This window comes from Streptomyces sp. NPDC001502, assembly GCF_042894785.1.
Taxonomy (GTDB): Bacteria; Actinomycetota; Actinomycetes; order Streptomycetales; family Streptomycetaceae; genus Streptomyces; species Streptomyces kutzneri.
On record NZ_JBIAVW010000012.1, the window covers coordinates 1 to 25,690 of the forward strand.

The following is a 25,690-nucleotide window of genomic DNA, read 5'->3' on the forward strand; positions in this document are numbered from 1 at the left end:
GCCCCACGGCGGGGCTCCGGCAGTGCCCCGAAGCCGCCCCGACGCGTGGGGAGCGGGGACGGGGAGGGGTGTCCCCGCAGGACGAGCGCGCGACCGCCGGGTACCGCCGAGACATGCCCGCACGCGCCGAGCCGAGGAGACACCCCTCCCCGGCCCCGCGGACCAGCCCGCACCGGGCCCGGATCCCGGCCCGCAGGACGAGCACGCGCCGAGCCGAGGAGACATCCCTGCCCGGCCCCGTGGACCGGCCCGTACCGGGCCCGGATCCCGGTCCGCAGGACGTGCAGCGACCGCCGGGTGCCGCCGAGACGGCTCGCGCGCGCCGAGCTGAGGAGACATCCCTGCCCGGCCCCGTGGACCGGCCCGTACCAGGCCCGGATTCCGGTCCGCAGGACGAGCGCGCGACTGCCGGGTACCGCCGGGACGGCTCGCGCGCGCCGAGCCGAGGAGACATCCCTGTCGGCGTAGGGGCCGGCCCCTACGCCGACCCGAGTCCGCCCGTTCCGCCCCGGGGGGTCTGGCCGGCCGGCAGGCGGCCGGTGAGCAGGCCGCGGAGGGTGTGGGCGGCGGCCAGGAGCCACGCGGTCAGCAGACCGAGGAAGAGGACGGTGGCGAGCCAGGCGTAGGCGGTCAGGCCGGTGTGGTGGGCCAGGCCGGTGGCGCCGGTGACACAGGTGCCCAGGGGGAAGGTCAGGGCCCACCAGGTCATCGCGAAGCCCATGCCGCCCCGGGCCGCCCGGACCAGCATGGCCGCGGCCAGGGCCAGCCACAGCAGGGCGAACCCCATCACAGGGACCCCGTAGATCACGGCGAAGGCGCCCAGTGCGCCCGCGTACGTGCCGTCGATCGCGCGGGGGGCGACATCGGCGAGCTGGTTCACGGCGGTGGTGGACTGGCCGAGGGGGCCGAGGACCAGGAACAGGGTCGGGGTCAGAGCCAGGGGGAGGGGGCCGCCCACGATCAGCCGGCCGAAGATCAGGGGGAGCATCAGCAGGGTGGCGAGCAGGCTGATTCCGAACATGGCGTAGCAGGCGAGCAGCAGGGTCTCGCGGGGCTGGCCGGCGGGCAGGTGGGGTATCAGCAGCGGGCCCAGGGCGGCGGAGACCATGGGGGAGACCAGGGGAAGCAGCCAGACGGGGGTGGCCTGCCCGGGCTCGACCTTGTGCCGTACGACCATCAGGTAGGGCACGGCCACGGCCATGACCAGGCCGATCGCGGTTCCGGCGGTGAAGAGCACGGCGTCCACGGCGACGGCGGCGCCGGTCCCGATGAGGTCCTTGCCGACGATGAGGGTGCCGCCGCCGACGGCCAGCAGCGCCATCGCGAGGCAGCCGTAGAAGGGGGCGACGGCCGGGTCGAGGAGATGGGCGCGGGCCTGGTCGCGGTGGTGGAGCCAGTGCCCGGCGCGGGCCGTGAGCAGGACGGCGAGGAGGACGGCGGACAGCGCCCAGACGAGCTGGCAGGCCACGCGCTGGCCGGGGAGCTGGTACGGGAGGGTCGCGCCGGCGTTGGCGAGGATCGCCGTGCCCATGACGCAGGCGTACCAGTTGGGGCCGAGGTGCCGCAGTGCGGGGGCCTTGTGGGCCCGGACCGCGGGAGTGGTGTGAGTGCGGGGTCGCACGAGGGTGGTGGCCATGGATCCAGCCTCGTGCCCGGGCGGACGGGGCGGCAGAGGTCATCTCCCTATGAGGCCATAAACTGATGTTATGGGTAATGAGGAGTGGGTTCCGCTGGCGCACCGGGTACCTGACCTGGGCGCGCTGGAACTGCTGCTCGCGGTCGCGCGGGTCGGCAGCCTGAGCGGCGCGGCCCGGCGGCTCGGCATCACCCAGCCCGCCGCGAGCAGCCGGATCCGGGCGATGGAGACCCGGCTCGGGGTGGCCCTGGTCGACCGCTCGCCGCGCGGGTCGACGCTGACGGCCGAGGGCGCGCTCGTCACGGACTGGGCCCGGCGGGTGGTGGAGGCGGCGGAGGCCTTCGACGCGGGGGCGCAGGCGCTGCGCGGGCGGCGGGACTCGCGGCTGCGGGTGGCCGCCAGCATGACCATCGCGGAATACCTGCTGCCGGGCTGGCTGATCGCCCTGCGCGGGCAGCGCCCGGACACGGCGGTGTCCCTGCACGCCGGGAACTCGGCGGTGGTCGCAGAACGGGTCCTCGCGCACGAGGCCGACCTCGGCTTCGTGGAGGGGCTGACCGTGCCCGAGGGACTGGATTCGGCGGTGATCGCGCAGGACCGCCTGGTGGTGGCGGTGGCCCCGGGGCATCCGTGGGCCCGCCGCACCAAGGGGGTGGCGGCGGCGGAGCTGGCCTCGACCCCGCTGATCCTGCGCGAGCGGGGGTCCGGCACGCGACAGGTCCTGGACGCCGCGCTGGCCTCGGCCGGCGGGCTGGCCGCGCCGCTGCTGGAACTGGCGTCGACCACGGCGGTGAAGGCGGCGGCGCTGAGCGGTGCGGGGCCGTGCGTGCTGTCGGAGCTGGCGGTCGGGGACGAACTGGGCGCGCGGCGGCTGGTGGAGGTCCCGGTGTCGGGCGCGCCGCTCGACCGGGCCCTGCGGGCGGTCTGGCCGACGGGCTCCCGCCCGGCGGGCCCGGCCCGTGACCTGCTGTCCCTGACCCACCGCCGGATCTAGTCCGTTCGGGCGAGGAGGGATCGATTCGGCGCGGTGCGGACGGTGACCGAGGTGCGCGACGCGGGAAAGGTGGCTCCTGCACGTTTGCCGCTCTCCCGAGGAGAACCCAGATGCGTCTTCGCCATGCCGCCGTCGCCGCCTTCGGCGCCGTCACCCTGCTGCTCACGATCCCGACGTCGGCCTCGGCCGCCACAGGGGAGTTCCAGTACACGGTCGTCGGTCTCGACGGCAGGCCGCTGAGGCTCGTACTGGAGAACCCGCCGAGCGGGGAGTGCATCACGCTGCCCGAGGTGGCCGACCCCGCGGCCAGTTCCCCGGCGCACTCGCCGCGCAACCGGACCGACGAGCTGGCGCTCGTGTTCACGGAGCCGGACTGCACGGGCCGGGAGTTCGCGCTGCGGCCGCGCACGGGCTACGGCTCGGAGCGCCTGGAACTGCGTTCGGTGGTCTTCGTCCGGCCCGAGTGAGGAACGGCTGCCGGGCCCGGGGCCGCGCGGGGAGGCTCAGCTCTCCGAGCTGAGCCGCTTCGTCAGCAGCGAGCCCACGACGATCAGCGCGACGCCCAGCCACCACATGTTGTCGAAGATGAGGACGGCGATCCCGATCGGCACCAGCAGGCCCGCCAGCGGCAGCAACAGTCCCGCCGGGCCGGGTGGTTCGGGGCCCTCGCCGGTGGCCTCGCGGAGCGCGCGGGCGCGGACCACGTCCGGGTACCAGACGGTGAACTTCAGCGCGGCGACGATGGCCAGGATCTGGATGATCCAGCCGGTCCAGATGTTGTTCGGGTTGTGCAGGACCAGGTCCCCGTAGGCGCCCGCGAGGGCCGCCACCACGAAGGCAGCACCCCACACGCCCGTGATCACGTAGTTGGCGCGGATGAAGCCGGGCGCGTGCCAGTGCGACGGATCGACCTGTTCACGGGCGTACTGGAGGGTGAAGGGCATCCCCACGGCCATCGAGCCGAAGGCGATCACGGCCAGGGTGATGTTCGCGACCTCGCCCGCGTACGTCTCCAGCCAGCGCAGGGTCCCCTCGCTCGCCAGGGCTCCGACGACGGCCATCGAGGCGAAGAACACCACGTCGGCCAGTTCCAGGAGTTTCCAGCTGCTGCCGCGGTTGATCAGGTGGCTCGCCGCGATGAGCGCGACGGCCGTGGCCAGCGCCAGTCCGACCGCGAGTTCGAACCGGCCCGGGCCGACCAGCAGGGAGAAGACGATCCACGGGGCCATTCCGATGACCGGGTTCTCCAAGAGCCTGGAGACCGGGCCGGATGTCGTGCCCTTCGCTTCGGTCCGCATCCTTCCAGCCTGCCCGCCCGGCGGGGGACCGGCCATTCGGGTGGGGCTGTCCCGCGAGCCGCCCCCGTCCCCGGGTGCCGGTCGGGCGCGCGGGGACGGGGGCGGAGGGGAAGGGATGTCAGCCCACCGGTACCGCGGTGCGGACGGAGGCCGCCTCGACCAGTGCGGACATCACCCGCGTGTCCTTGTCCCGCTCCGGGTGCCACTGGACGCCCAGCACCCACCGCTGCGGGTCGGGCAGTTCGATCGCCTCCACCGTGCCGTCGACCGCGTGGGCCGAGACGACCAGGCCGCGGCCCAGCCGGTCGACGGCCTGGTGGTGGTAGGTCGGGACCTGCGCCTCCTCCGGCACCAGGTCCGCGTACCGGGTGCCCTGGACCGGGCGGACCGGGTGCCAGGAGGTGGCCCCCGGGGTCTCGAAGTGGCCGTCGATGTGCTGGATCAGCGTGCCGCCCAGGGCCACGTTGAGGGCCTGCATGCCCCGGCAGATGCCGAGCAGGGGCAGGTCCGCGTCCAGCGCGGCGGCGATCAGGGCCAGCTCCCAGTGGTCGCGGACCGTGGCGGGGGCGCCCGTACGGGAGTCGCGCGCGGCTCCGTAGTGCACCGGGTCCAGGTCCGGGCCGCCCGCGACGACCAGGCCGTCCACCCGGCTCAGCACCTCCGCCGCCGACCCGGGTTCGTCCGGCGGGAGCAGCACGGCCGCGCCGCCCGCCGCCTGGACGAGTTCGTAGTACCCGGTCGGTACGAGGGATGTCGGGAGGTCCCACACGCCGTAGCGGGTGGAATCCTCGACGTAGGTGGTGATGCCGATGAGCGGCCTGGGCACGTTCGTTACCTCCAACAGGGGCAGAGCAGGGCAGGAACAGGGTTTCAGTCGCGGGTCAGTTCCGCCTCGGCTTCCGCGAGAGCCGCGAACTCCTCCTCCGGGGCCGAGGCCACCAGGTGGTGCCGACTGTAGATCGCGAAGTAGGCCAGGGCGACGGCGTACACGGCCAGGGCGATGAATGCGGCGTCCTTGTCCACCAGGAAGGTGGCGACCAGGGCCGACAGGGCGAGTGCGAAGGCGACCGAGGAGGTCAGGATCCCGCCCGGGGTGCGGTACGGGCGCTCCAGGTCCGGCTCCCGGCGGCGCAGCACGATGTGCGAGAGGGCCATCAGGGCGTAGGAGATGGTGGCGCCGAACACCGCGATGTTGAGCATGCGGGCTCCGTCGCCGGTGGCCGCGGCGAGGGCGAAGCCGATCGCGCCGGGGATGATCAAGCCCAGGTACGGGGCCTTGCGCTTCGAGGTGAGCGAGAGGAAGCGGGGCAGGTAGCCGGCCCGGGAGAGGGCGAAGAGCTGGCGCGAGCCCGCGTAGATGAGGGAGAAGAAGGACGCCACCAGGCCGGCCAGGCCCGCGTAGTTCACGAAGCGGCTGAGCGCGGTCGGGCCGCCGTCCCCTTCCAGGGCCACGACCAGCGGGTTGCCGGCGGCCTTGACGGCGTCGGCGCCCTGGGCGCCGGTCGCGGCGAAGAAGGTGATCAGGGCGAGCAGGGCGAGGATGCCCATGGAGATGGAGAGGGCCTTCGGCATCGAGCGGACCGGGTCCTTGGCCTCCTCGGCCGCCAGCGGTACGCCTTCCACTCCGAGGAAGAACCACATGCCGAAGGGGAACGCGGCCCAGATGCCCAGGACGCCCAGCGGCAGCCAGGAGTTCGAGCCGAAGGCGTCCGCGTCGACGGGGATGTTGTTGAGGCCGGACGCGTCGAACTCGGTGAAGGCCCCCACCGCGAAGATCAGCAGCGCGGCGACGGCGATCGCGGTCACGACGAGGCTGAAGCGGAGCGCCTCGCCGACGCCCCAGAGGTGGACGCCGATGAAGATGACGAAGCAGCCGAGGTAGACGGGCCAGCTGGAGGTGAGTCCGAAGAGGCCGAGGGATTCGACGTAGTCGCCGATGAAGATGACGATCGCGGCCGGGGCCAGGATGTACTCGATGAGGATGGCGGTGCCGGTGAGGAAACCGCCCCACGGGCCGAGCGCGCGGCGGGCGAAGCCGTAGCCGCCGCCCGCGGTCGGCAGGATGGTGGACAGCTCGGCGAGCGAGAAGACCAGACAGGCGTACATCGCGCCCATGAGGACGGTGGCGATGGCCAGGCCGCCGAAGCCGCCCTTGTCGAGGCCGACGTTCCAGCCGGAGAAGTCCCCGGAGACGACGTAGGCGACGCCGAGACCGGTGAGGAGCAGCCAGCCGGCGCTGCCGCGGCGCAGCGTCCGGCGCGCGAGGTATTCGTCGGGGCTGTCCCCGCCGTCGGGGGACTTGGTGGGTGCGGGTACGGCGGCGAGCCGTGCCTCGATGTCGTCGGCCATCGTGCGCTCCTGCCTCAGGGCAATGGTTGTGGGGCGTACCTTTGCCTTAGAGGGGCGGAGTGCGCAAGACCTCTGCGTTAAACAGAAGTTACGAAACCCTCTCGGGCCGCCCCCGGCGCCGCTCAGGTCAGGAAGCCCCGCAGCAGCGCGGCCGTGCCGCAGCAGTGCTCGCGCATGGTCTCCCGGGCTCCGGCCGCGTCGCCCTCCAGCACCGCCTCCACCAGCGTGCTGTGCTGCTGCTGGGAGTGCTCCAGGTTGCGTACGAGCAGCGGGATGCAGTCCAGCAGGTCGTTCACGGTGGCCCGGACGGCGGCGTACTGGGCCGTCAGGGTGGCGGACCCGGCCAGTTCGCACAGGGTGAGGTGGAAGAGCGTGTCCTGGCGGCGATAGTCGGCGAGCGGGGCGTCATGGGTGGCGGCCAGGGCGCCGAGCAGCCGTTCGGTGCCCTCCTCGGTCAGCCCCTGGGAGGCGCACAGTCCGGCGGCCCCCACCTCCAGGACCTCGCGGAACCGCAGGACGTCCTCGATGTCCACCCCCGCGACGCGCCGGCGCAGCTCCTCCTCGGCGGCGCCGGCCGGAGTGTCGGGCCGGGGCAGCACGAACGTTCCGCCGTACCGCCCGCGCCGGGCCTCCACGAGCCCCTGGTCCTGCAGCACCTTCAGCACCTCGCGCAGGGTCACCCGGCTGATCCCCATGCGCTCCGCCAGTTCGCGCTCGGGCGGCAGCCGTTCGCCGCCCGGCACCAGACCCAGCCGGACCACCTGGAGGATCTGCTGCAGCGCCTCCTCGAAACCGTTGCCCGCCCGCACCTGCCGCAGCACGGGATTCAGTCGTGCGGTGGCGCCGCCTTCGCTCGCCGTATCGGTCATCTCGGCTCCTCCCCTTCCCAAGCAATGGTTCTATTCAATACCTTAGGCCTCCTCGGCTCACCGAAGGAGAGATTCCAGTGGTAGACCGCAAGCCGCCGCTCGCGCCCGAGGAGCTCCGCTCCCTCGTCGCCAGTGGTGAGATCGACACAGTGGTCCTGGCCTTCCCCGACATGCAGGGGCGGCTCCAGGGCAAGCGGTTCGCCGCACAGTTCTTCCTCGACGAGGTCCTTGAGCACGGTACCGAGGGCTGCAACTACCTCCTCGCCGTCGATACCGACATGAACACCGTCGACGGTTACGAGATGTCCTCCTGGGACCGGGGCTACGGCGACTTCGCCATGCACCCCGACCTCGCCACCCTGCGCCGCATCCCGTGGAACCCCGGCAGCGCCTTCCTGCTCGCCGACCTCGCCTGGAACGACGGCTCGCCCGTCGTCGCCGCGCCCCGGCAGATCCTGCGCCGCCAGCTGGAGCGCCTCGCCGAGGCCGGCTACACCGCGATGGTCGGCACCGAGCTGGAGTTCATGGTCTTCCAGGACACCTACGAGCAGGCCTGGAACTCGGGCTACCGCGGCCTGACCCCGGCCAACCAGTACAACATCGACTACTCCGTCCTCGGGACCGGCCGCATCGAACCGCTGCTGCGCCGGATCCGCAACGAGATGCAGGCCGCGGGCCTGATCGTCGAGTCGGCCAAGGGGGAGTGCAACCTCGGCCAGCACGAGATCGCCTTCCGCTACGACGAGGCGCTCACCACCTGTGACCAGCACTCCGTCTACAAGACCGGAGCCAAGGAGATCGCCTCCCAGGAAGGTGTCTCGCTCACCTTCATGGCCAAGTTCGACGAGCGCGAAGGCAACTCCTGTCACATCCACCTCTCGCTGGCCGACGCCGACGGACACAACGCGATGGCCGGGGACGGCCCGGGCGGAATGTCACCGGTGATGCGACACTTCCTGGCCGGCCAGCTGGCCGCGCTGCGCGACTTCTCCCTTCTCTACGCCCCGAACATCAACTCGTACAAGCGTTTCCGGCCGGGATCCTTCGCGCCGACCGCCGTCGCCTGGGGCGTGGACAACCGGACCTGCGCGCTCCGGGTCGTCGGCCACGGCCGCTCCATGCGCTTCGAGAACCGCCTCCCCGGCGGCGACGTCAACCCGTACCTCGCCGTCGCCGGCCTGGTCGCGGCCGGGCTCTACGGCATCGAGAACCGCCTGGAGCTCCCCGAGGCCTGCGGCGGGAACGCCTACACCGCCGACTACGCACACGTCCCCGCCACCCTGCGCGAGGCCGCCGAGCTCTGGGAGAACAGCGAGATCGCCAAGGCCGCCTTCGGCCCCGAAGTGGTCGCGCACTACCGGAACATGGCCCGCGTGGAACTCGACGCCTACGACTCCGCGGTGACCGACTGGGAGCTGCGCCGCTCCTTCGAACGCCTGTAGCCACCGCACGCCACCGAACGAAACTGTGAGGCACCACGTGTCCGACGCGCTGGAAGTGTTGAATCCGGCCACCGAGGAAACCGTCGCCGTCGTCCCGGCCGCCACACGGGACGACGTCGACGCCGCCGTCGCCCGGGCCGCCGCGGCCCAGCGCGCCTGGGCGGCGGCCGCCCCCGCCGACCGGGCCCGGCTGCTGCGCCGCTTCGCCGCCGTCGTCGACGGCCACATCGAGGAACTGGCCCGGCTGGAAGTCCGCGAAGCCGGCCACACCATCGGCAACGCCCGCTGGGAAGCGGGCAACGTACGCGACCTCCTCGAATTCGCCGCCGGGGGAGTGGAACGGCTCTCCGGCCGCCAGATCCCCGTCGCCGGCGGCATCGACATCACCTTCCTCGAACCCCTCGGCGTCATCGGCGTGATCGCCCCGTGGAACTTCCCCATGCCGATCGCCGCCTGGGGCCTGGCCCCGGCCCTCGCCGCCGGCAACGCCGTCATCCTCAAGCCCGCCGAGACCACCCCGCTGACCGCGCTGCGCCTCGCCGAACTCGCCCTCGAAGCCGGGATCCCCGAGCACCTCTTCCAGGTGCTCCCCGGCCGCGGGGACGTCGCCGGCGACGCACTCGTCGAACACCCCGGCGTCGCGAAGATCGTCTTCACCGGGTCCACCCGCGTCGGCAAGCAGATCATGGCCAAGTGCGCCGACCGGGTGAAGCGCGTCACCCTCGAACTCGGCGGCAAGAGCCCCAACATCGTCTTCGCCGACGCCGACCTCGAAGCAGCGGCCGCCGCCGCCCCCATGGCCTTCCTCGACAACACCGGCCAGGACTGCTGCGCCCGCACCCGCATCCTCGTACAGCGCTCCGCCTACGACCGCTTCCTGGAGCTCGTCGCCCCCGGCATCGCGGCCGTGACCGTGGGAGACCCGCTCGACGAGAAGACCCAGATGGGCCCGCTGATCTCCCGGACCCAGCTGGACCGCGTACGGTCCTTCGTCACCGACGACCTCACCGCCATCCGCGGCACCGCCCCCGAAGGCCCCGGCTTCTGGTACCCGCCCACCCTCGTCACGGACGTCGCCCCCACCGCGCCCGTGGCCGCCGAGGAGGTCTTCGGACCGGTCGCCGTCGTCCTGCCCTTCGAGGACGAGGAGGACGCCGTACGCCTGGCCAACGCGACCGAGTACGGCCTCTCCGGCTCCCTCTGGACCCGCGACATCGGGCGCGCCCTGCGCGTCTCGCGCGCCGTCGCCGCCGGCAACCTGTCCGTCAACTCCCACAGCAGCGTCCGCTACTGGACCCCCTTCGGCGGCTACAAGCAGTCCGGGCTCGGCCGCGAGCTCGGACCCGACGCCCTCACCGCTTTCACCGAGACCAAGAACGTCTTCATCAGCACGGAGGCCTGAAGCACATGTCCAACGAAGAGATCGTCTGCCGCCGCCTGGTCGGCCGCACCGCCGTCATCACCGGAGCCGGCAGCGGCATCGGCCTCGCCACCGCCCGCCGCCTGGCCTCCGAAGGCGCCAACATCGTCTGCGGCGACATCGACGAGAGCGCCGGCAAGGCCGCGGCCGAAGAGGTCGGAGGCACCTTCGTCAAGGTCGACGTCACCAGCCCCGAGGAGGTCGAGGCGCTCTTCAAGACGGCCTTCGACACCTACGGCTCCGTGGACATCGCCTTCAACAACGCGGGCATCTCGCCCCCGGACGACGACTCCATCCTGACCACCGGCCTGGAGGCCTGGAAGCGCGTCCAGGACGTCAACCTCACCTCCGTCTACCTGTGCTGCAAGGCCGCCCTGCCCTACATGCAGCGCCAGGGCCGCGGCTCCATCATCAACACCGCCTCCTTCGTCGCCATCATGGGCGCCGCCACCTCCCAGATCTCCTACACCGCCTCCAAGGGCGGCGTCCTGGCCATGTCCCGCGAGCTCGGCGTGCAGTTCGCCCGCGAGGGCATCCGCGTCAACGCCCTGTGCCCGGGGCCCGTGAACACCCCCCTGCTGCAGGAACTGTTCGCCAAGGACCCCGAGCGCGCCGCCCGCCGCCTCGTCCACATCCCGCTGGGCCGCTTCGCCGAGCCCACCGAGATCGCCGCCGCCGTCGCCTTCCTCGCCAGCGACGACTCCTCCTTCATCAACGCCACCGACTTCCTCGTCGACGGCGGTATCTCCGGCGCGTACGTGACCCCGCTGTAGGCGCACGGCACCACATCGCACCGCACCCCGGCCGGCCGGGGGTCGCACCCCGGCCGGCCGGGCACCGAAAGGTGCCCGGCCGGTCCTTCAGGGCTGTCCCGAGCCTCGAAGGAGCAGCATGCAGAGAAAATGGGCAGCCCCCCTCGCCCTCGCCGCGGTCACCGGATCCGGCCTCCTGGCGGCCCCGCCGGCCCAGGCCGCGCACACCCCCTGTCCCCGGGTCACCGTCGGCTCCGGCTGGTACGGGGACAACCAGGCCCGCCTCCAGCAGCTCGTCGACCGGTACGGCAGCTGCAACCCGTACCGGACCGGCCGCACCAAGCCCGTCGCCGTCTTCGACTGGGACAACACCGTCGTCAAGAACGACGTCGGGGACGCCACCATGTTCTGGCTCCTGCGCAACGGCCGGATCCGCCAGCCCGCCGCAGGCGACTGGTCCACCACCGGCCGCCACCTCACCCCCGCCGCCACCAAGGCCCTGGCCGACGCCTGCGGCGCCCTCGCCCGCCCCGGCGCCCCGCTGCCCACCGGCACCCCGGCCGGAGCCGGCTGCGCCGACGAGATCAACGCCGTCTACGGCACCGCCGCGACCCGCGCCGGCGCCCCCGCCTTCGCCGGCTGGGACCGCCGCACCACCGAACCCTCGTACGCCTGGCTCCCCCAGCTGATGCAGGGCTGGACCGCACGCGAGATCCGCGGCTTCGCCGCCGCCGCACGCACCGAGAACCTCGCCGCGCCCGTCGGCGCCACGCAGCGGGTCGGCACCACGACCACCGCCACCGGCTGGGTCCGCTACTACGACCAGCAGAAGGACCTGATCAAGGGCCTGCAGAAGGCCGGCTTCGACGTGTGGATCAGCTCCGCCTCCCCGCAGCCCGTGGTCGAGGTCTGGGCCCAGGGCGCCGGCATCAAGGCCGACCACGTCATAGGCATCCGCAACACCACCACGTACGGCGGAAAGTTCACCACCCACCTGCAGGGCTGCGGAACCGTCCGGGACGGCGCCGACACGATGATCACCTACATCGACGGCAAGCGCTGCTGGATCAACAAGGAGATCTTCGGCGTACGCGGCGCGGCCGCCGAGAAGGTCCAGCCCGCCGCCCGCCGCCAGGTGTTCGCCGCCGGCGACTCCGACACCGACATCTCGTTCCTGCGCGACGCCACCGCCCTGCGGCTCGTCGTGAACCGCAACAAGAACGAGCTGATGTGCCGGGCGTACGACAACAGCGACGGCCGCTGGATCGTCAATCCCATGTTCATCGAACCCAAGAAGCGCAAGACCGACCCCTACCCGTGCGCGACGACCGGCTACGTCGACCGCGACGGCACCAAGGGACCGGTCCTGCGGGGCGACCGGAGCGTCGTCCCCGACCAGACGGACTCCGTGTACTAGCCGATCGAGCCCACGAGGTTCGGCGGGCGATGGCTGTCACCCTGCTTGTGTAACATCCGAATTCGGATGGCAGTCATTACTCGGAGGGGTGTCCGGATGTGGGAGCTCGCGCGCTCGTGGGTCGAGGGATGGACCGTCTCGCGGCGGGCACCGAAGCCGGTGGACGCGCCGTGGGGACTGAGCATCCAGGTCGGGCTGCCCACCCAGACGGTCCGGCACGTCCTGCTCGACGCCGATGCCGGGACCGCGCGCGGTCTCGTCGGGGCGATCACCGAACCGGCCACCTGGATCAAGGCCTTTGTGGCACCCGACGTCATGGAGCCGTGGTTCCCGCCCGAGTGGGAGCCGACCGATCCCGGCTTCCTGATGGCCGCCGACCTGCGTCCGTCCGCCGTGCGCCCGCCTGACGGTTACACCGTCACCGCCGAGACCGCCGACGGCGTCGTCAGCGTGCGCGTCCTGGCCGCCGGCGGGGAGCTCGCCGCGCGCGGTCAGATCGGGCTGACCGGTGCCGCGTGCGTCTTCGACCAGATCATCACCGAGGAGGCCCATCAGCGGCTCGGCCTCGGGACGGTGGTGATGGGCGCACTCACCGGCGCGGCCGTCGAGAACGGTGCGGCCACCGGCATCCTGGGCGCGACCGTCCAGGGCCGGGCGCTCTACGAAACGCTCGACTGGAAGGTCCTCGCACCGCTGACCGGCTTCGTCCACAAGCCCGCCACCCGTATCCAGCCCGTATTCAGAGGAAGGTCCGCCCTTCACCCCGGTAGGTCGGCACGCTGTCGGTGACCCGATCGCCCTCGATCAGGTGCAAGGTGTCGAACCGCTCGCACAGTTCGCCCGCCTTCGCGTGCCGGAACCAGACCCGGTCGCCGATCAGCAGATCGTCGGCGGGGCTCCCGAGCAGCGGGGTCTGCACCTCGCCCGCGCCCTCCTGGGGGTCGTAGCGGAGCCCCTGGGGCAGGTACGGGACCGGCAGCCGGTCCGCCCCGGCCGCACCGGAGGCCGGATAGCCGCCCCCGAGCACCGTCACCACACCCACCCCGGGCCTGCGCACCACGGGCTGGGCGAACAGGGCCGCCGGACGCCCGCTGAACGACGTGTAGTTGTCGAACAGCCGGGGCATGTACAGGCCCGAACCCGCGGCTATCTCGGTCACCGCGTCCTCGGCGGCCGTCTGCTGCACGCTGCCGGTACCGCCGCCGTTGACGAACTCCAGATCCGGTACGACGGCCCGCACGGCCCGCACCACCTCGGCCCGCCGCGCCGCCAGCTCCCTGCGGGCCGCGCCCTGCATCAGCCGGATCGTCCGGGACCGCAGCGGGCGACCCGCCAGCGAGTCCCCGACCCCGGCGACATGACCCTCGTACGCCATCAGCCCCACGACCCGGAACCCGGGCCGGTCGGCCACCGCCCGGGCCAGCCCGGCCAGCTGCGCGGGCTCGCGCAGCGGGGAGCGGCGGGCCCCGATCCGCACCCGGCCGCCGAGCAGCTGGAGGGACGTGTCCAGCTCCAGACAGACCCGGACATCCTCGGCGCCGCCGTCCCGGGCGGCGTCGATCAGGTCCAGCTGCGCGAGGTCGTCCACCATCACCGTGACGGCGCCGGCCAGTTTGGCGTCGTTCGCCAGCTCGCCGAAGCCGGCCCGGTCGGCCGAGGGATAGGCGAGGAGCACGTCCTCGAACCCGGACCGGGCCAGCCAGAGCGATTCGGCGAGGGTGTACGACATGATCCCGGCGAACCCGGGACGGGCGAGGACCCGTTCCAGCAGCGCGCGGCACCGGACCGACTTGCTCGCGACCCGGACCGGCTTGCCGGCGGCGCGGCGGACGAGATCGTCGGCGTTGGCGTCGAAGGCGTCGAGATCCACGATGGCCAGCGGCGCGTCCAGGTGCGCGGTCGCCCGGTCGTACCGGGCGCGGTCGGTGGCGGGGGAGTTCATGGGCGGCAGCTTGCCAGAGGTCTCTACCGGTGGGTAGTGCCCTGCGCCTCGGGCTCCGGCGGGCCGGGGGTGGTGCGGCCGGCTGCCCGCATGCCTCAAGGACCGGCGCTCCGCCCCGAGCCCCGCGCCTCAATCGCCGGCGGGGCCGGATCGGTGCGGCGGGGCCGGATCGGTGCGGTGGGGGTGGTTCGGGGGTGGTACCGGGATCCACCTTGTGGTGGCGACGCCGTAGAGTACGGGCAGGCAGCCGTACGGAACGGGGGGCGGAGCCGCCGGATGACCACGACGACACCGCGGACCGCGATCCTGGGCGAGCCCGAACCGACCCCGCCCCAACCCCAGCCCCCGCACGCGAACGCGCGCCGCCACCCCGTAAGAGTCCTCGCCGCCACGCTCTGCGTCCTCCTCGGCAGCGGCCTCGTCGGCGGGGCCGCCCTCACCACCTGGGCCGAACACCGCGCCGCGGCCCGCCCCCTCCCCGCCGACGCCGCCTACCGCAAGGCCGGGTCGCTGTGGCGTGCCGCCCCCGTCGACAGTCTGCTCCCGCCCGTCCTGACCGGCCCCTCCGCCGGCCCCGGCGGCTCCGACCGCACCTGGACCCGGATCGCGCTCGCCCCCGACGCCGACTGCCCGGCCGCCCTCGCCGCCGACTGGCAGGCCCTGCTGGCCGCCACCGGCTGCACCCGCGTGCTGCGCGCCACCTACACCGACGCCACCCGCAGCTCGCTGATCACCGTCGGCATGGTCTTCACCCCCGCCGACGCCCCCACGATGACCGCCCTCAAGGGCCGGATCCCCGCTCCGCCCGCGTACGGGTTCACCGACGCGCAGCGCGCCGCCTGGGCCGCCTCCGTACTCACCGAGGCGCCGGTCGTCGTCTACACCGTCTCCGCCTTCGCCGACGGCCGCGCCCTGGACGCGCCCCGCCCCGCCGCGGACCTGATGCAGAAGGACGCCACGGGAGCCGCCGCCCAGGCCGGTCTCGGCCACGAGACCCAGGCGCTCGCCGACCGCGTCGGCCACGGCCTCGCCTTCCTCGCCGCACCACCCGTACCGCCCACCCCGGAGCCCGGCCGATGATCCGCCGGGCCTCAGGGCAGGCGGCCGCCGCCCTGCTCGCCGCGACCCTCCTCGTGTCCGCCACCGCGACCCCCGCCGCCGCCGACAACATCCGCGACCGCCAGTGGGGTCTGCTGGCCCTGCGCGCCGAGGAGGCCTGGGGCACCACCCGGGGCGCCGGAGTGACCGTCGCCGTCCTCGACACCGGCGTCGACGAGTCCCATCCCGACCTCTCCGGTCAGGTCCTCGCCGGCACCGACCTCATCGGCATGGGAGCCGGCCCCGGCGACCGCGCCTATGCCCGCCACGGAACCGCCATGGCGAGCATCATCGCCGGGCACGGCCACGGCCCCAGCCGCGGCCAGGGCGTCCTCGGCATGGCCCCGCAGGCACGGATCCTGCCCGTCCGGGTGATCCTCGAAGAGGGCGACCCGGGCCGCGCCAAGGCCCGCGACAGCAAGGGCGGGTCCCTCGCCGAAGGCATCCGCTGGGCCGCGGACCACGGCGCCGACGTGATCAACCTGTCCCTCGGCGACGACAGCGACTCCGCCCACCACGAGGCGGGGGAGGACGAGGCCGTCCAGTACGCCCTCGCCAAGGGCGTGGTCGTCGTGGCCTCCGCGGGCAACGGCGGCGAGGCGGGCGACCGCGTCTCCTACCCGGCCGCCTATCCGGGGGTCATCGCCGTCACCGCCGTCGACCGCCGCGGCAGGAAGGCCAAGTTCTCCACCCGCAACTGGTACGCCACCGTCAGTGCCCCGGGCGTCGACGTCGTCATCGCCGATCCCGACCGCTCGTACTACGAGGGCTGGGGCACCAGCGCCGCGGCGGCCTTCGTCTCCGGCTCCGTGGCCCTCGTCCTGGCCGCGCACCCCGACCTGACCCCGGCCCAGGTGAAGAAGCTGCTGGAGGCCACCGCCTCCGACTCCCCGGCCGGCGGCCGCGACGACGCCCGCGGTCACGGGCTGGTCGATCCGGTCGCCGCCCTCCAGGCCGCCGAGGGGATGCGCCCGGAGGCTCCGGCGCCCGTGCCCGCCGCGGCCGGGAGCACGTACTTCGGCCCCGGCCCCGAGCCGGTCCACCCGCCCGAGCGGGGCGCCCGGCTGGGAGCCCCGGCGGCCGCGGTCGCGGGGGCGGTGCTGCTCGTCCTGGCCGCCGTACTCGCGCGGCGCCCGCGCCGGGGCTCCCGGGGCCGTGGCCAGGACCCGTACGCGGCACAGTAGGGTCGGGTAACTGTGGCGAACATGGCGAACAAGAACATTCCCGACCCGGGATTCTCCGACGACGACGGCTCCGCCGATCCCCGTCTGACCGCGGCCCTGGCCGCCTGGTCCGAGGACCGGGCGAAGGAGCCGGAGGTGCTGGCCGCGCTCAAGGGCGCCCGCCTGCTGGTCCCGGTGGTCGCCGTCCTCGGTGAGGTGGAGACCGACCCGGAGACGGGCCTGAGGCGCGAGAAGACCAGCGACATGGCCGTCCCGACCCTGCGTGCGGGCGACCGGCGGGCGCTGCCCGCCTTCACCTCGATCGCCTCGCTCGCGCTCTGGGACCCCGCGGCCCGGCCGGTGGCCGTCCCGCTGCACCAGGCGCTGGCGGCCGCCGCGCACGAGAAGGCCGACACCGTGGTCCTGGACCTGGCCGGCCCCGTCACGTACCAGCTGACCGGCTCCGCGCTGCTCGCGCTCGCCGAGGGCCGCACCGACGCGGGCCCGCTGGCCGATCCCGCCGTACGGGAGGCCGTACGGGCCGCCGTGTCCGCGGAGCCGGCCGTCCTGCGCGCCCACCTCGGCCCGGGCGGCGCGGACTCCGACGGCACCCTGGCGATCGTGCTGGCCGAGGGGGCGCAGGCGCCCGCGGCGGCCCGGCGCGTCGCCGAGGCGCTTGCGGCGGACACCGCCCTGCGGGCCCGGCTGGTCCGCGGGCTGGACCTGGCGCTGCTCCCGTCGGACGCTCCGGCTCCGCCCGGCGAGCCCCTGTTCACCCGCTGACCGCGAGCCGGGGGCCGCGCGGCCCCCGGACATGACGATGGCCGGTGCCACCCATGGGTGGCACCGGCCATCGTCATGTGTCTTTCCGGTACGGGCTCAGCCGAAGACGGGACCCGTGAACTTCTCGCCCGGCCCCTGGCCCGGCTCGTCCGGCACGATCGAGGCCTCGCGGAAGGCCAGCTGGAGCGACTTCAGGCCGTCGCGCAGCGGGGCGGCGTGGAAGGAGCTGATCTCGGTGGCGCTCGCGGTGACCAGGCCGGCCAGGGCCGTGATCAGCTTGCGGGCCTCGTCGAGGTCCTTGTGCTCGGAGTCCGGCTTGTCCAGGCCCAGGTTGACCGCCGCGGCGCTCAGCAGGTGCACGGCCACCGTGGTGATCACCTCGACGGCGGGCACGTCCGCGATGTCGCGGGTCATGGTGTCGTAGTCGGGGGCGCCGTCGGCAGCGGGTTCGGTGGGGGGTGTCGCGTCAGTCATGCGCCCCACGATATGCCGTGCGGCGGGCTTGTGGCGCGGGTGCTAGTATGTACTTCGACCGGCCGGACACTTCTGTGCCCGGCCCACAAGTGGAGGCTCCGTTCTCCCACCTGACTGCCCTCCGGGGCGGCGGGTCACCGGTCAGGTGGCATCCATCGTTCCGTACGGACGATGGAAAGCTGCCCGAGTCTACGCCCCGCGGTTCGCACGCGGCGGTGTTCCGGTTGTTTTGGAGCCCCTGCCTGTGCCCGGCGGGGCTTTTTTCATTCTCCCGCTGCGGTCGGTCTGACGGAAATACACGTCAGCGGCTGTCTGCCAGGCAGCCGTGTGGTGCTACCGAGGAGGATCCATCAGCACCGAGCCCCGCATCAACGACCGGATTCGCGTTCCCGAGGTACGGCTTGTCGGTCCCAGCGGCGAGCAGGTCGGCATCGTGCCGCTTGCCAAGGCGCTTGAGCTCGCGCAGGAGTACGACCTCGACCTGGTCGAGGTCGCGGCGTCCGCACGCCCGCCGGTCTGCAAGCTCATGGACTACGGCAAGTTCAAGTACGAGTCGGCCATGAAGGCCCGTGAGGCGCGCAAGAACCAGGCGCACACGGTCATCAAGGAAATGAAGCTCCGGCCGAAGATCGACCCGCACGACTATGACACCAAGAAGGGTCACGTCGTTCGGTTCCTCAAGCAGGGCGACAAGGTCAAGATCACGATCATGTTCCGTGGTCGCGAGCAGTCCCGGCCGGAACTCGGCTACCGACTGCTGCAGCGTCTCGCTTCGGACGTCGAGGACCTCGGGTTCATCGAGTCGAACCCGAAGCAGGACGGCCGAAACATGATCATGGTCCTCGGTCCGCACAAGAAGAAGACCGAGGCGATGGCCGAAGCCCGCGAGGCGCAGGCCGCCCGCAAGGCGGAGCGCCAGGGTGTCGCCCACACCGAAGACGAGGCTCCTTCCGAGGACGCCGCCGTCGAGGTCGATGACACCACCGAGGTCGCCTCCGCCGAGGCCACCGAGGCCGCTGCCGAAGAGGCTCCGGCCGACGAGGCGAACGCCGAGGCCTGATTCCTGGACACCCCGTCCCGGGATCACCCGACACAACATGACGCTCCCGTAAGCCGGTCCCGTACCGGACCGGTGGGAGCGCCACCGACGAGGAGATAACGGCGCCATGCCGAAGAACAAGACGCACAGCGGTACCAAGAAGCGCTTCAAGGTCACCGGCTCCGGCAAGGTGCTCCGTGAGCGCGCCGGCAAGCGCCACCTGCTCGAGCACAAGTCGTCCCGTGTCACCCGCCGCCTCACCGGCAACGCGGAGATGGCCCCCGGCGACGCCGCGAAGATCAAGAAGCTTCTCGGCATCTGACGTCTCCGCTCCCCCTGCCGGGAGCGGACGCACGTCGAGACCGGGACCCCATCGAATTTCGGGCCGTGTGAAGACACCCACGGCCCCGCTACAAGGAGTTAAAAAGTGGCACGCGTCAAGCGGGCAGTAAACGCCCACAAGAAGCGCCGGGCGATCCTCGAGGCGGCCTCCGGCTACCGCGGTCAGCGTTCGCGCCTGTACCGCAAGGCCAAGGAGCAGGTCACCCACTCGCTGGTCTACAACTTCAACGACCGCAAGAAGCGCAAGGGCGACTTCCGTCAGCTGTGGATCCAGCGCATCAACGCCGCTGCCCGCCAGAACGGCATGACGTACAACCGCCTCATCCAGGGTCTGAAGGCCGCCAACATCGAGGTGGACCGCAAGATCCTCGCGGAGCTGGCCGTCAACGACGCCAACGCGTTCGCCGCGCTCGTCGAGGTCGCGCAGAAGGCGCTTCCGGCCGACGTCAACGCCCCCAAGGCCGCTGCCTAAGGGCTAGCCGGCCCAGCTCACCCAGGGCCGGCCCCCACGGACCCGCAGGCATTCGCCTGCGGGTCCGTGTGCTTTCCGCGCCGCGGCCGCCCCGCGCCGCTCCCTGCCGCCCCGCCCCGTCCAGCCCCCGTCCCGCCCGGAACCCCGAAAGAGAACCGCACACACCATGGGTCACCCCGACGAGCTGATCTCCCCCCGGTCCCCGCGGGTGGCCGCCGCCCGGCGCCTGGCGCGGCGCAACTTCCGCACCAAGGAGCGCCGCTTCATCGCCGAGGGCCCGCAGGCCGTACGCGAGGCCGTCGAGCACCGCGGTCCCACGGGCGCGTCGACCCTGATCGAGCTGTTCGCCACCGTCGAGGCCGCCGAGCGCTACTCCGGGATCATCGAGGCGGCCCTGGACGCGGGTGCCCGTGTGCACTACGCCTCCGACGAGGTGCTCGCCGAGGTCTCCCAGACCGTCACCCCGCAGGGCCTGGTCGGTGTCTGCCACTTCCTGGACTCCCCGTTCGAGGAGATCCTGAAGGCGCGTCCCAAGCTCGTCGCCGTCCTCGCGCACGTCCGCGACCCCGGCAACGCCGGTACGGTGCTGCGCTGCGCGGACGCCGCGGGCGCCGACGCGGTGGTGCTGACCGACGCCTCCGTGGACCTCTACAACCCCAAGTCGGTACGGGCCTCCGTGGGCTCCCTCTTCCACCTCCCGGTCGCGGTCGGCGTTCCGGTCGAGCAGGCCGTCGAGGGGCTCCGGGCGGCCGGCGTACGCATCCTGGCGGCCGACGGCGCCGGTGACGAAGACCTCGACGCCGAGCTGGACGCGGGCACCATGGGCGGGCCCTCCGCCTGGGTCTTCGGCAACGAGGCCTGGGGTCTGCCGGAGGAGACCAGGGCCCTGGCGGACGCCGTCGTACGGGTCCCGATCCACGGAAAGGCGGAGAGCCTGAACCTGGCGACGGCCGCCGCCGTGTGCCTCTACGCGTCCGCGCGTGCACAGCGGGCGCCCGGAGGGTGCCGCTCTGTGACCCCCAGCTAGTAATGTGGCGGCCCGGGGGGCCCACTGCGCTACTCGGAGATGTGGGGTACGGGGACATGACCGTCGGTACGAACAGCTCGCCGGAGGCCGATACGTCGGCCGGTCCGCCGTTGCCGGTCGGCCTCTGCGCCCGTACGGGCGGGCCCATCGATGCCGTGCCCCCTGCACGCGCCTCCGACGCGCTGCGCGGCGTACCGCCGCAGGGCGCGGCCCGGGGGGCGGTCCTGGGCAGCGGGGCCCCCGGTGAGGGGCTCGCCTTCGGGATCGACCCCGACTGCCTGCCCGACGGGCTCGTCGTCGCCGATGCCACCGGGCACGTGATCTGCTTCAACCGGGCCGCGGCCCGGATGACCGCGACCGACCCCGCCGAGGCGCTCGGCACGCGCATCGAGCGGGCGCTCCCGCTGGAGGACCTCGAAGGCCGCCGCTGGTGGGCGCTGACCGACCCGTACGGGGGCCTCGCCACCCGCCGCGGGCAGCCCGAGCGGAATCTCCTGCTCCCGGGCGGGCGCGAGGTGCTGGTCTCCGCCAGCTACGTCCGTACGCACCCCACCGGCCCGCTGCGCCGCCTCGTGGTCACCCTGCGGGGTACCGAGGCCCGCCGGCGCACCGAGCGCAGCCACGCCGAGCTCATCGCCACCGTCGCCCACGAGCTGCGCTCCCCGCTGACCTCGGTCAAGGGGTTCACGGCCACCCTGCTCGCCAAATGGGAGCGGTTCACCGACGACCAGAAGCGGCTGATGCTGGAGACCGTCGACGCCGACGCCAACCGCGTCACCCGCCTCATCGCCGAACTGCTCGACATCTCCCGCATCGACTCCGGCCGCCTGGAGGTGCGCCGCCAGCCGGTGGACATCGCGACCGCCGTCGGCCGCCACGTGCAGGCGCTGACCGCGAACGGGCAGGACCCCGAGCGGTTCCTCGTGAGCGTCAGCCGTCCGCTCCCCGATCTGTGGGCAGATCCGGACAAGATCGACCAGATCCTCGGCAACCTCCTGGAAAATGCGGTGCGCCACGGAGAGGGAACGGTCACCATCGCTGTATCGCCGCATGAGAAGGGAACCGCCGTCACCGTGACCGACGAAGGCCCCGGGATTCCCGAGGAGTCGATGGGCCGCGTCTTCACCCGCTTCTGGCGGGGGAGCAAGCGCGGCGGCACCGGCCTGGGCCTGTACATCGTCAAGGGCATCGTGGAGGCCCACGGCGGGACCATCACGGTCGGCCGCGGCCCCGGCGGCGGCGCCGAGTTCCGATTTATCCTGCCCGTGAGCGCCCCCGCGTACCTCACGCAGTAGACCTGCGGAGAGTCTCGGCAGGCGGCCCACGGGCTCCTTCACCCCCAGCGACCTTTAGACTCGTCCTTTGGCACCTTTGTGTCCTTGTGCCGAGCGCGTCCTGCGCGTCGCGCGGGGGACCCATCCAGCCAGCCATCGGAAGTACGGGAAGAGATGTCGGCACCGAACAAGTCGTACGACCCTGTCGAGGTCGAGGCACTGAAACCGGAAGAGATCGAGCGCATGCGGGACGAGGCGCTCGCCGCCTTCGCGTCCGCCGGCGACCTCGACGCGCTGCGTGAGGCGAAGACCGCGCACATGGGCGACCGCTCGCCCCTGGCGCTCGCCAACCGAGAGATCGGCGCGCTGCCCCCGCAGGCCAAGGCCGAGGCGGGCAAGCGCGTGGGCCAGGCCCGCGGCGCCGTGAACAAGGCCTTCGGGGCCCGCACGGTCGAGCTGGAGGCGGAGCGCGACGAGCGGGTGCTGGTCGAGGAGGCCGTGGACGTCACGCTGCCCTACGACCGCGTCCCCGCCGGCGCCCGGCACCCCCTGACGACGCTGATGGACCGCATCGCGGACATCTTCGTGGCCATGGGGTACGAGGTCGCCGAGGGGCCGGAGGTGGAGGCCGAGTGGTTCAACTTCGACGCCCTCAACTTCACGCCCGACCACCCGGCGCGCCAGATGCAGGACACCTTCTTCGTCCAGGGGCCCGAGGGCACCCAGGGCGACGAGTCGGGTGTCGTGCTGCGCACCCACACCTCCCCGGTGCAGGCGCGCTCGCTGCTGGAGCGCAAGCCCCCCGTCTACATCGTCTGCCCGGGCCGGGTGTACCGCACCGACGAGCTCGACGCGACGCACACCCCGGTCTTCCACCAGGTCGAGCTGCTCGCCGTGGACGAGGGCCTGACCATGGCGGACCTCAAGGGCACCATGGACCACATGGTCCAGGAGCTGTTCGGCGAGGGCACCACCACGCGCCTGCGCCCGCACTTCTTCCCCTTCACCGAGCCGTCCGCCGAGATGGACATGCAGTGCTACGTGTGCCGCGGCGAGTCGGTGGGCAACCCCGACCGCCCGTGCCGTACCTGCTCCAGCGAGGGCTGGATCGAGCTCGGCGGCTGCGGCATGGTCAACCCCAAGGTGCTCGTCGCCTGCGGTGTGGACCCCGAGAAGTACAGCGGGTTCGCCTTCGGGTTCGGCATCGAACGGATGCTGATGTTCCGCCACAACGTCGAAGACATGCGAGACATGGTCGAGGGTGACGTTCGCTTCACCCGGCCGTTCGGGAGTGAGATCTGATGCGCGTCCCGCTTTCCTGGCTGCGGGAGTACGTCGATCTCCCCGCGGGTGAAACCGGCCGTGACGTGGCGGCCAAGCTGGTCGACGCCGGCCTCGAAGTCGAGACCGTCGAGCAGCTCGGCGGCGGCCTCAAGGGCCCGCTCGTCGTCGGTCAGGTGCTGACCATCGAGGAGCTGGAGGGCTTCCGCAAGCCGATCCGCTTCTGCACGGTCGACGTCGGTCAGGCCAACGGCACCGGCGAGCCGCAGGAGATCGTCTGCGGCGCCCGGAACTTCGCCGTCGGCGACAAGGTCGTCGTGGTGCTGCCCGGCGCGGTCCTGCCCGGCGACTTCGCGATCGCCGCGCGCAAGACCTACGGCCGCACCTCGCACGGCATGATCTGCTCCGGCGACGAGCTGGGCATGGGCGACGACGGCACGCACGGCATCATCGTGCTGCCGCACGAGCACGAGGTCGGTACCGACGCGATCGAGCTGCTCCAGCTCGTCGACGAGGTCCTCGACATCGACATCACCCCGGACCGCGGCTACTGCATGTCCATGCGCGGTGTCGCCCGTGAGGCGGCCACCGCCTACGGCCTGCCGCTGCGCGACCCGGCGCTGCTCGACGTGCCCCAGCCGAACTCGTACGGCTACCCGGTCAAGGTCGACGACCCGGCCGGCTGCGACCGCTTCACCGCCCGCACGGTGACCGGTCTCGACCCCGACGCGCGTTCCCCGATCTGGCTGACCCGCCGCCTGCAGAAGGCGGGCATGCGCCCGATCTCGCTCGCCGTGGACATCACCAACTACGTGATGCTGGAGCTCGGCCAGCCGCTGCACGCCTACGACCGCTCGTCCGTCGAGGGCACCATCGGTGTCCGCCGCGCCGAGCAGGGCGAGAAGTTCACCACCCTCGACGGGGTCAAGCGCACGCTCGACGCCGAGGACCTGGTGATCACCGACAACAGCGGGCCGATCGGCCTGGCCGGTGTCATGGGCGGCGCCAACACCGAGATCGCCGACTCCGTCACCGACCCCCAGACCGGCCAGGTCACGGGAACCACGGACGTCGTCATCGAGGCCGCGCACTTCGACTCCGTGTCGATCTCGCGCACCGCCCGCCGCCTGAAGCTGTCCTCCGAGGCCTCCAAGCGCTTCGAGCGGGGCGTCGACCCGCAGGCCGCCGCCGCGGCCGCGCAGCGGACCGTCGACCTGCTCGTGCTCCTCGCGGGCGGCACCGCCGAGGCGGGCGTCACCGAGGTCATCGCCCCGGGCGCGCCGCGCACCATCGCCATGCCCGCGGACCACCCGGACCGGGTGGCGGGCATGGAGTACGGCCGCGAGACCGTCGTCCGCCGCCTCCAGGAGATCGGCTGCGACGTCTACGGCCAGGACGAGCTCGTCGTCACCGTCCCCTCGTGGCGGCCCGACCTCGCCGCGCCCAACGACCTCGCCGAAGAGGTCATCCGGCTGGAGGGCTACGGGAACCTCCCGTCGACCCTCCCGCAGGTGCCCTCCGGCCGCGGTCTGACCGCCCGGCAGCAGCTGCACCGCCGGGTCGGCCGCGCGCTGGCCGGCGCGGGCTACGTCGAAGCGCTCAGCTACCCGTTCATCGGTGAGGGCGTCTTCGACCAGCTCCAGCTCCCCGCGCATGACGTCGCCCGCCAGGTCGTCAAGCTGGTCAACCCGATCTCGGACGAGGAGCCGGCGCTGCGCACCACGCTGCTGCCGGGTCTGCTCGGCGCGCTGCGCCGCAACGACAGCCGGGGCAGCCACGACCTCGCGCTCTTCGAGACCGGTTCGGTCTTCCGGGCCGCCGCCCAGCCGGGCGTCGCCGTACGGCTGCCCGTCGACCGGCGTCCCACGGACGAGGAGATCGCCACCCTGAACGCGGCCCTGCCCGCGCAGCCGCGGTACGCCGCGGTCGTGCTGGCCGGTGCGCGCGAGCAGGCCGGCTGGTGGGGCAAGGGCCGTCCGGCCGACTGGGCGGACGCGGTCCAGGCCGCCCGCGCGCTGGCCGTCGAGGCCGGCACCGAGCTGGTGGTCCGCCAGGGCCAGTACGGCCCCTGGCACCCGGGCCGCTGCGCCGAGCTGGTCGTCACCCTCGGCGGGGTCGAGCAGGTCATCGGCCACGCCGGTGAGCTGCACCCGCGCGTGGTCAAGGCGATGGGCCTGCCGGCCCGCACCAGCGCGATGGAGATCGACCTGGACCGCCTCGCGGCGGCCGGCGGCGAGGCCCTCCAGGCCCCGCGGATCTCCTCCTTCCCGGTGGCGACCCAGGACGTGGCGCTGATCGTCGACGCGTCGGTCCCGGCGTCCTCGGTGGAGGCCGCGCTGCGCAAGGGCGCGGGCGAACTCCTCGAATCGCTGCGGCTGTTCGACGTGTTCACCGGTGAGCAGGTCGGCGAGGGCAAGAAGTCCCTGGCCTACGCGCTGCGCTTCCGCGCGACCGACCGGACGCTGACCGCCGAGGAGTCCACGGCCGCGCGTGACGCGGCGGTGGCCCTGGCGGGCGAGCGGACCGGGGCGGTGCTCCGGGGCGCGTAGCCGCTTCGTACACGCGTGAGGGGCACGTCCGGACCACCGGACGTGCCCCTCACTCGTTCGGGTGAGAAC

Annotated in this window: 24 protein-coding genes; 17 read left to right on the forward strand and 7 right to left on the reverse strand. The window is 72.8% G+C overall.

Features of this window, described 5'->3' with window-relative positions; genetic code table 11:
* Positions 1 to 478: 478 nt before the first annotated feature.
* Complete coding sequence (locus ACFY0D_RS21845) at positions 479 to 1,636, reverse strand: TDT family transporter (RefSeq protein WP_390799771.1); 1,158 nt, start codon at positions 1,634 to 1,636, stop codon at positions 479 to 481.
* A gap of 70 nt (positions 1,637 to 1,706) precedes the next feature.
* Between ACFY0D_RS21845 and ACFY0D_RS21850 the strand changes: the two genes are divergently transcribed.
* A complete protein-coding gene (locus tag ACFY0D_RS21850) occupies positions 1,707 to 2,630 on the forward strand; it encodes a LysR family transcriptional regulator (protein ID WP_390799772.1) in 924 nt (307 codons plus the stop codon).
* A 110-nt stretch (positions 2,631 to 2,740) separates the two neighbouring features.
* The gene (locus tag ACFY0D_RS21855) at positions 2,741 to 3,097 is read left to right on the forward strand and encodes a hypothetical protein (RefSeq protein ID WP_390799773.1); all 357 of its coding nucleotides are present in this window, start codon (positions 2,741 to 2,743) and stop codon (positions 3,095 to 3,097) included.
* A 36-nt stretch (positions 3,098 to 3,133) separates the two neighbouring features.
* On the opposite strand, the gene ACFY0D_RS21860 is transcribed toward ACFY0D_RS21855, so the two are convergent.
* The 4 genes from ACFY0D_RS21860 to ACFY0D_RS21875 all read right to left on the reverse strand — a co-directional run bounded on the left by ACFY0D_RS21860 (position 3,134) and on the right by ACFY0D_RS21875 (position 7,146).
* The gene (locus ACFY0D_RS21860) at positions 3,134 to 3,928 is read right to left on the reverse strand and encodes a hypothetical protein (protein ID WP_390799774.1); all 795 of its coding nucleotides are present in this window, start codon (positions 3,926 to 3,928) and stop codon (positions 3,134 to 3,136) included.
* A 118-nt stretch (positions 3,929 to 4,046) separates the two neighbouring features.
* On the reverse strand, positions 4,047 to 4,754 hold the full coding sequence (locus tag ACFY0D_RS21865) for a gamma-glutamyl-gamma-aminobutyrate hydrolase family protein (RefSeq protein ID WP_390799775.1): 708 nt from the start codon (positions 4,752 to 4,754) through the stop codon (positions 4,047 to 4,049).
* Positions 4,755 to 4,798: 44 nt separating this feature from the next.
* Positions 4,799 to 6,277 carry an ethanolamine permease gene (gene eat / locus ACFY0D_RS21870; RefSeq protein ID WP_390799776.1) on the reverse strand — a complete coding sequence of 493 codons (1,479 nt, stop codon included), beginning with the start codon at positions 6,275 to 6,277 and terminating at the stop codon, positions 4,799 to 4,801.
* Between the two features lie 122 nt (positions 6,278 to 6,399).
* Positions 6,400 to 7,146, reverse strand: coding sequence for a FadR/GntR family transcriptional regulator (locus tag ACFY0D_RS21875; RefSeq protein WP_390799777.1), 747 nt, complete (start codon positions 7,144 to 7,146; stop codon positions 6,400 to 6,402).
* A gap of 77 nt (positions 7,147 to 7,223) precedes the next feature.
* Between ACFY0D_RS21875 and ACFY0D_RS21880 the strand changes: the two genes are divergently transcribed.
* The 5 genes from ACFY0D_RS21880 (at position 7,224) to ACFY0D_RS21900 (ending at position 12,966) form a co-directional block, all read left to right on the forward strand.
* Complete coding sequence (locus ACFY0D_RS21880; protein WP_301372237.1) at positions 7,224 to 8,588, forward strand: glutamine synthetase family protein; 1,365 nt, start codon at positions 7,224 to 7,226, stop codon at positions 8,586 to 8,588.
* Between the two features lie 37 nt (positions 8,589 to 8,625).
* Complete coding sequence (locus ACFY0D_RS21885) at positions 8,626 to 9,990, forward strand: aldehyde dehydrogenase family protein (protein WP_390799778.1); 1,365 nt, start codon at positions 8,626 to 8,628, stop codon at positions 9,988 to 9,990.
* Positions 9,991 to 9,995: 5 nt separating this feature from the next.
* Entirely contained in the window at positions 9,996 to 10,781 is a 786-nt protein-coding gene (locus ACFY0D_RS21890; RefSeq protein ID WP_390799779.1) for a 3-oxoacyl-ACP reductase, read from the forward strand.
* A 118-nt stretch (positions 10,782 to 10,899) separates the two neighbouring features.
* Entirely contained in the window at positions 10,900 to 12,177 is a 1,278-nt protein-coding gene (locus ACFY0D_RS21895; RefSeq protein ID WP_390799780.1) for a haloacid dehalogenase-like hydrolase, read from the forward strand.
* A gap of 96 nt (positions 12,178 to 12,273) precedes the next feature.
* Positions 12,274 to 12,966 (forward strand): GNAT family N-acetyltransferase, encoded by a 693-nt coding sequence (locus ACFY0D_RS21900; protein ID WP_390799781.1) that lies wholly within the window; start codon positions 12,274 to 12,276, stop codon positions 12,964 to 12,966.
* Here ACFY0D_RS21900 and ACFY0D_RS21905 read toward each other — a convergent pair.
* Positions 12,917 to 14,119, reverse strand: a complete 1,203-nt coding sequence (locus ACFY0D_RS21905; protein ID WP_390799782.1) for an amino acid deaminase/aldolase — start codon at positions 14,117 to 14,119, stop codon at positions 12,917 to 12,919. The two genes, ACFY0D_RS21900 and ACFY0D_RS21905, sit on opposite strands and share 50 nt — an antisense overlap.
* Before the next feature lie 276 nt (positions 14,120 to 14,395).
* On the opposite strand from ACFY0D_RS21905, the gene ACFY0D_RS21910 reads away from it, so the two are divergent.
* The 3 genes from ACFY0D_RS21910 to ACFY0D_RS21920 are packed head-to-tail and all read left to right on the forward strand — an operon-like array spanning position 14,396 to position 17,163.
* The gene (locus tag ACFY0D_RS21910; RefSeq protein ID WP_390799783.1) at positions 14,396 to 15,199 is read left to right on the forward strand and encodes a hypothetical protein; all 804 of its coding nucleotides are present in this window, start codon (positions 14,396 to 14,398) and stop codon (positions 15,197 to 15,199) included.
* The gene (gene mycP / locus ACFY0D_RS21915) at positions 15,196 to 16,401 is read left to right on the forward strand and encodes a type VII secretion-associated serine protease mycosin (RefSeq protein ID WP_390799784.1); all 1,206 of its coding nucleotides are present in this window, start codon (positions 15,196 to 15,198) and stop codon (positions 16,399 to 16,401) included. The genes ACFY0D_RS21910 and mycP overlap by 4 nt, the downstream gene beginning before the upstream one ends.
* A 21-nt stretch (positions 16,402 to 16,422) precedes the next feature.
* On the forward strand, positions 16,423 to 17,163 hold the full coding sequence (locus ACFY0D_RS21920; RefSeq protein WP_390799785.1) for an SseB family protein: 741 nt from the start codon (positions 16,423 to 16,425) through the stop codon (positions 17,161 to 17,163).
* Between the two features lie 96 nt (positions 17,164 to 17,259).
* Here the strand turns inward: ACFY0D_RS21920 and ACFY0D_RS21925 are convergent, their stop codons facing one another.
* Positions 17,260 to 17,637 carry a DUF1844 domain-containing protein gene (locus ACFY0D_RS21925; protein ID WP_030723460.1) on the reverse strand — a complete coding sequence of 126 codons (378 nt, stop codon included), beginning with the start codon at positions 17,635 to 17,637 and terminating at the stop codon, positions 17,260 to 17,262.
* Between the two features lie 325 nt (positions 17,638 to 17,962).
* Between ACFY0D_RS21925 and infC the strand changes: the two genes are divergently transcribed.
* The 7 genes from infC (at position 17,963) to pheT (ending at position 25,621) form a co-directional block, all read left to right on the forward strand.
* The gene (gene infC, locus ACFY0D_RS21930) at positions 17,963 to 18,697 is read left to right on the forward strand and encodes a translation initiation factor IF-3 (protein ID WP_030012386.1); all 735 of its coding nucleotides are present in this window, start codon (positions 17,963 to 17,965) and stop codon (positions 18,695 to 18,697) included.
* 106 nt (positions 18,698 to 18,803) lie between these two features.
* On the forward strand, positions 18,804 to 18,998 hold the full coding sequence (gene rpmI, locus ACFY0D_RS21935) for a 50S ribosomal protein L35 (protein WP_030012385.1): 195 nt from the start codon (positions 18,804 to 18,806) through the stop codon (positions 18,996 to 18,998).
* Between the two features lie 105 nt (positions 18,999 to 19,103).
* Positions 19,104 to 19,490, forward strand: a complete 387-nt coding sequence (gene rplT / locus ACFY0D_RS21940) for a 50S ribosomal protein L20 (RefSeq protein WP_007263143.1) — start codon at positions 19,104 to 19,106, stop codon at positions 19,488 to 19,490.
* A 166-nt stretch (positions 19,491 to 19,656) separates the two neighbouring features.
* Positions 19,657 to 20,517 (forward strand): TrmH family RNA methyltransferase, encoded by an 861-nt coding sequence (locus ACFY0D_RS21945; protein WP_389116875.1) that lies wholly within the window; start codon positions 19,657 to 19,659, stop codon positions 20,515 to 20,517.
* Between the two features lie 56 nt (positions 20,518 to 20,573).
* Positions 20,574 to 21,812, forward strand: coding sequence for an ATP-binding protein (locus tag ACFY0D_RS21950; protein WP_390799786.1), 1,239 nt, complete (start codon positions 20,574 to 20,576; stop codon positions 21,810 to 21,812).
* A gap of 153 nt (positions 21,813 to 21,965) precedes the next feature.
* On the forward strand, positions 21,966 to 23,093 hold the full coding sequence (pheS, locus tag ACFY0D_RS21955) for a phenylalanine--tRNA ligase subunit alpha (protein WP_390799787.1): 1,128 nt from the start codon (positions 21,966 to 21,968) through the stop codon (positions 23,091 to 23,093).
* Positions 23,093 to 25,621, forward strand: a complete 2,529-nt coding sequence (gene pheT / locus ACFY0D_RS21960) for a phenylalanine--tRNA ligase subunit beta (protein ID WP_390799788.1) — start codon at positions 23,093 to 23,095, stop codon at positions 25,619 to 25,621. Before pheS ends, pheT begins: the two co-directional genes overlap by 1 nt.
* The last annotated feature ends 69 nt before the right edge of the window (positions 25,622 to 25,690 follow it).

Bases quoted from the DNA above. Each gene is read 5' to 3' on its own strand.
- ACFY0D_RS21845 (WP_390799771.1), bottom strand. From the start codon at position 1,636: ATGGCCACCACCCTCGTGCGACCCCGCACTCACACCACTCCCGCGGTC.
- ACFY0D_RS21850 (WP_390799772.1), top strand. From the start codon at position 1,707: ATGGGTAATGAGGAGTGGGTTCCGCTGGCGCACCGGGTACCTGACCTG.
- ACFY0D_RS21855 (WP_390799773.1), top strand. From the start codon at position 2,741: ATGCGTCTTCGCCATGCCGCCGTCGCCGCCTTCGGCGCCGTCACCCTG.
- ACFY0D_RS21860 (WP_390799774.1), bottom strand. From the start codon at position 3,928: ATGCGGACCGAAGCGAAGGGCACGACATCCGGCCCGGTCTCCAGGCTC.
- eat (WP_390799776.1), bottom strand. From the start codon at position 6,277: ATGGCCGACGACATCGAGGCACGGCTCGCCGCCGTACCCGCACCCACC.
- ACFY0D_RS21875 (WP_390799777.1), bottom strand. From the start codon at position 7,146: ATGACCGATACGGCGAGCGAAGGCGGCGCCACCGCACGACTGAATCCC.
- ACFY0D_RS21890 (WP_390799779.1), top strand. From the start codon at position 9,996: ATGTCCAACGAAGAGATCGTCTGCCGCCGCCTGGTCGGCCGCACCGCC.
- ACFY0D_RS21895 (WP_390799780.1), top strand. From the start codon at position 10,900: ATGCAGAGAAAATGGGCAGCCCCCCTCGCCCTCGCCGCGGTCACCGGA.
- ACFY0D_RS21900 (WP_390799781.1), top strand. From the start codon at position 12,274: ATGTGGGAGCTCGCGCGCTCGTGGGTCGAGGGATGGACCGTCTCGCGG.
- ACFY0D_RS21905 (WP_390799782.1), bottom strand. From the start codon at position 14,119: ATGAACTCCCCCGCCACCGACCGCGCCCGGTACGACCGGGCGACCGCG.
- ACFY0D_RS21910 (WP_390799783.1), top strand. From the start codon at position 14,396: ATGACCACGACGACACCGCGGACCGCGATCCTGGGCGAGCCCGAACCG.
- mycP (WP_390799784.1), top strand. From the start codon at position 15,196: ATGATCCGCCGGGCCTCAGGGCAGGCGGCCGCCGCCCTGCTCGCCGCG.
- ACFY0D_RS21920 (WP_390799785.1), top strand. From the start codon at position 16,423: ATGGCGAACAAGAACATTCCCGACCCGGGATTCTCCGACGACGACGGC.
- ACFY0D_RS21925 (WP_030723460.1), bottom strand. From the start codon at position 17,637: ATGACTGACGCGACACCCCCCACCGAACCCGCTGCCGACGGCGCCCCC.
- rpmI (WP_030012385.1), top strand. From the start codon at position 18,804: ATGCCGAAGAACAAGACGCACAGCGGTACCAAGAAGCGCTTCAAGGTC.
- ACFY0D_RS21945 (WP_389116875.1), top strand. From the start codon at position 19,657: ATGGGTCACCCCGACGAGCTGATCTCCCCCCGGTCCCCGCGGGTGGCC.
- ACFY0D_RS21950 (WP_390799786.1), top strand. From the start codon at position 20,574: ATGACCGTCGGTACGAACAGCTCGCCGGAGGCCGATACGTCGGCCGGT.
- pheS (WP_390799787.1), top strand. From the start codon at position 21,966: ATGTCGGCACCGAACAAGTCGTACGACCCTGTCGAGGTCGAGGCACTG.
- pheT (WP_390799788.1), top strand. From the start codon at position 23,093: ATGCGCGTCCCGCTTTCCTGGCTGCGGGAGTACGTCGATCTCCCCGCG.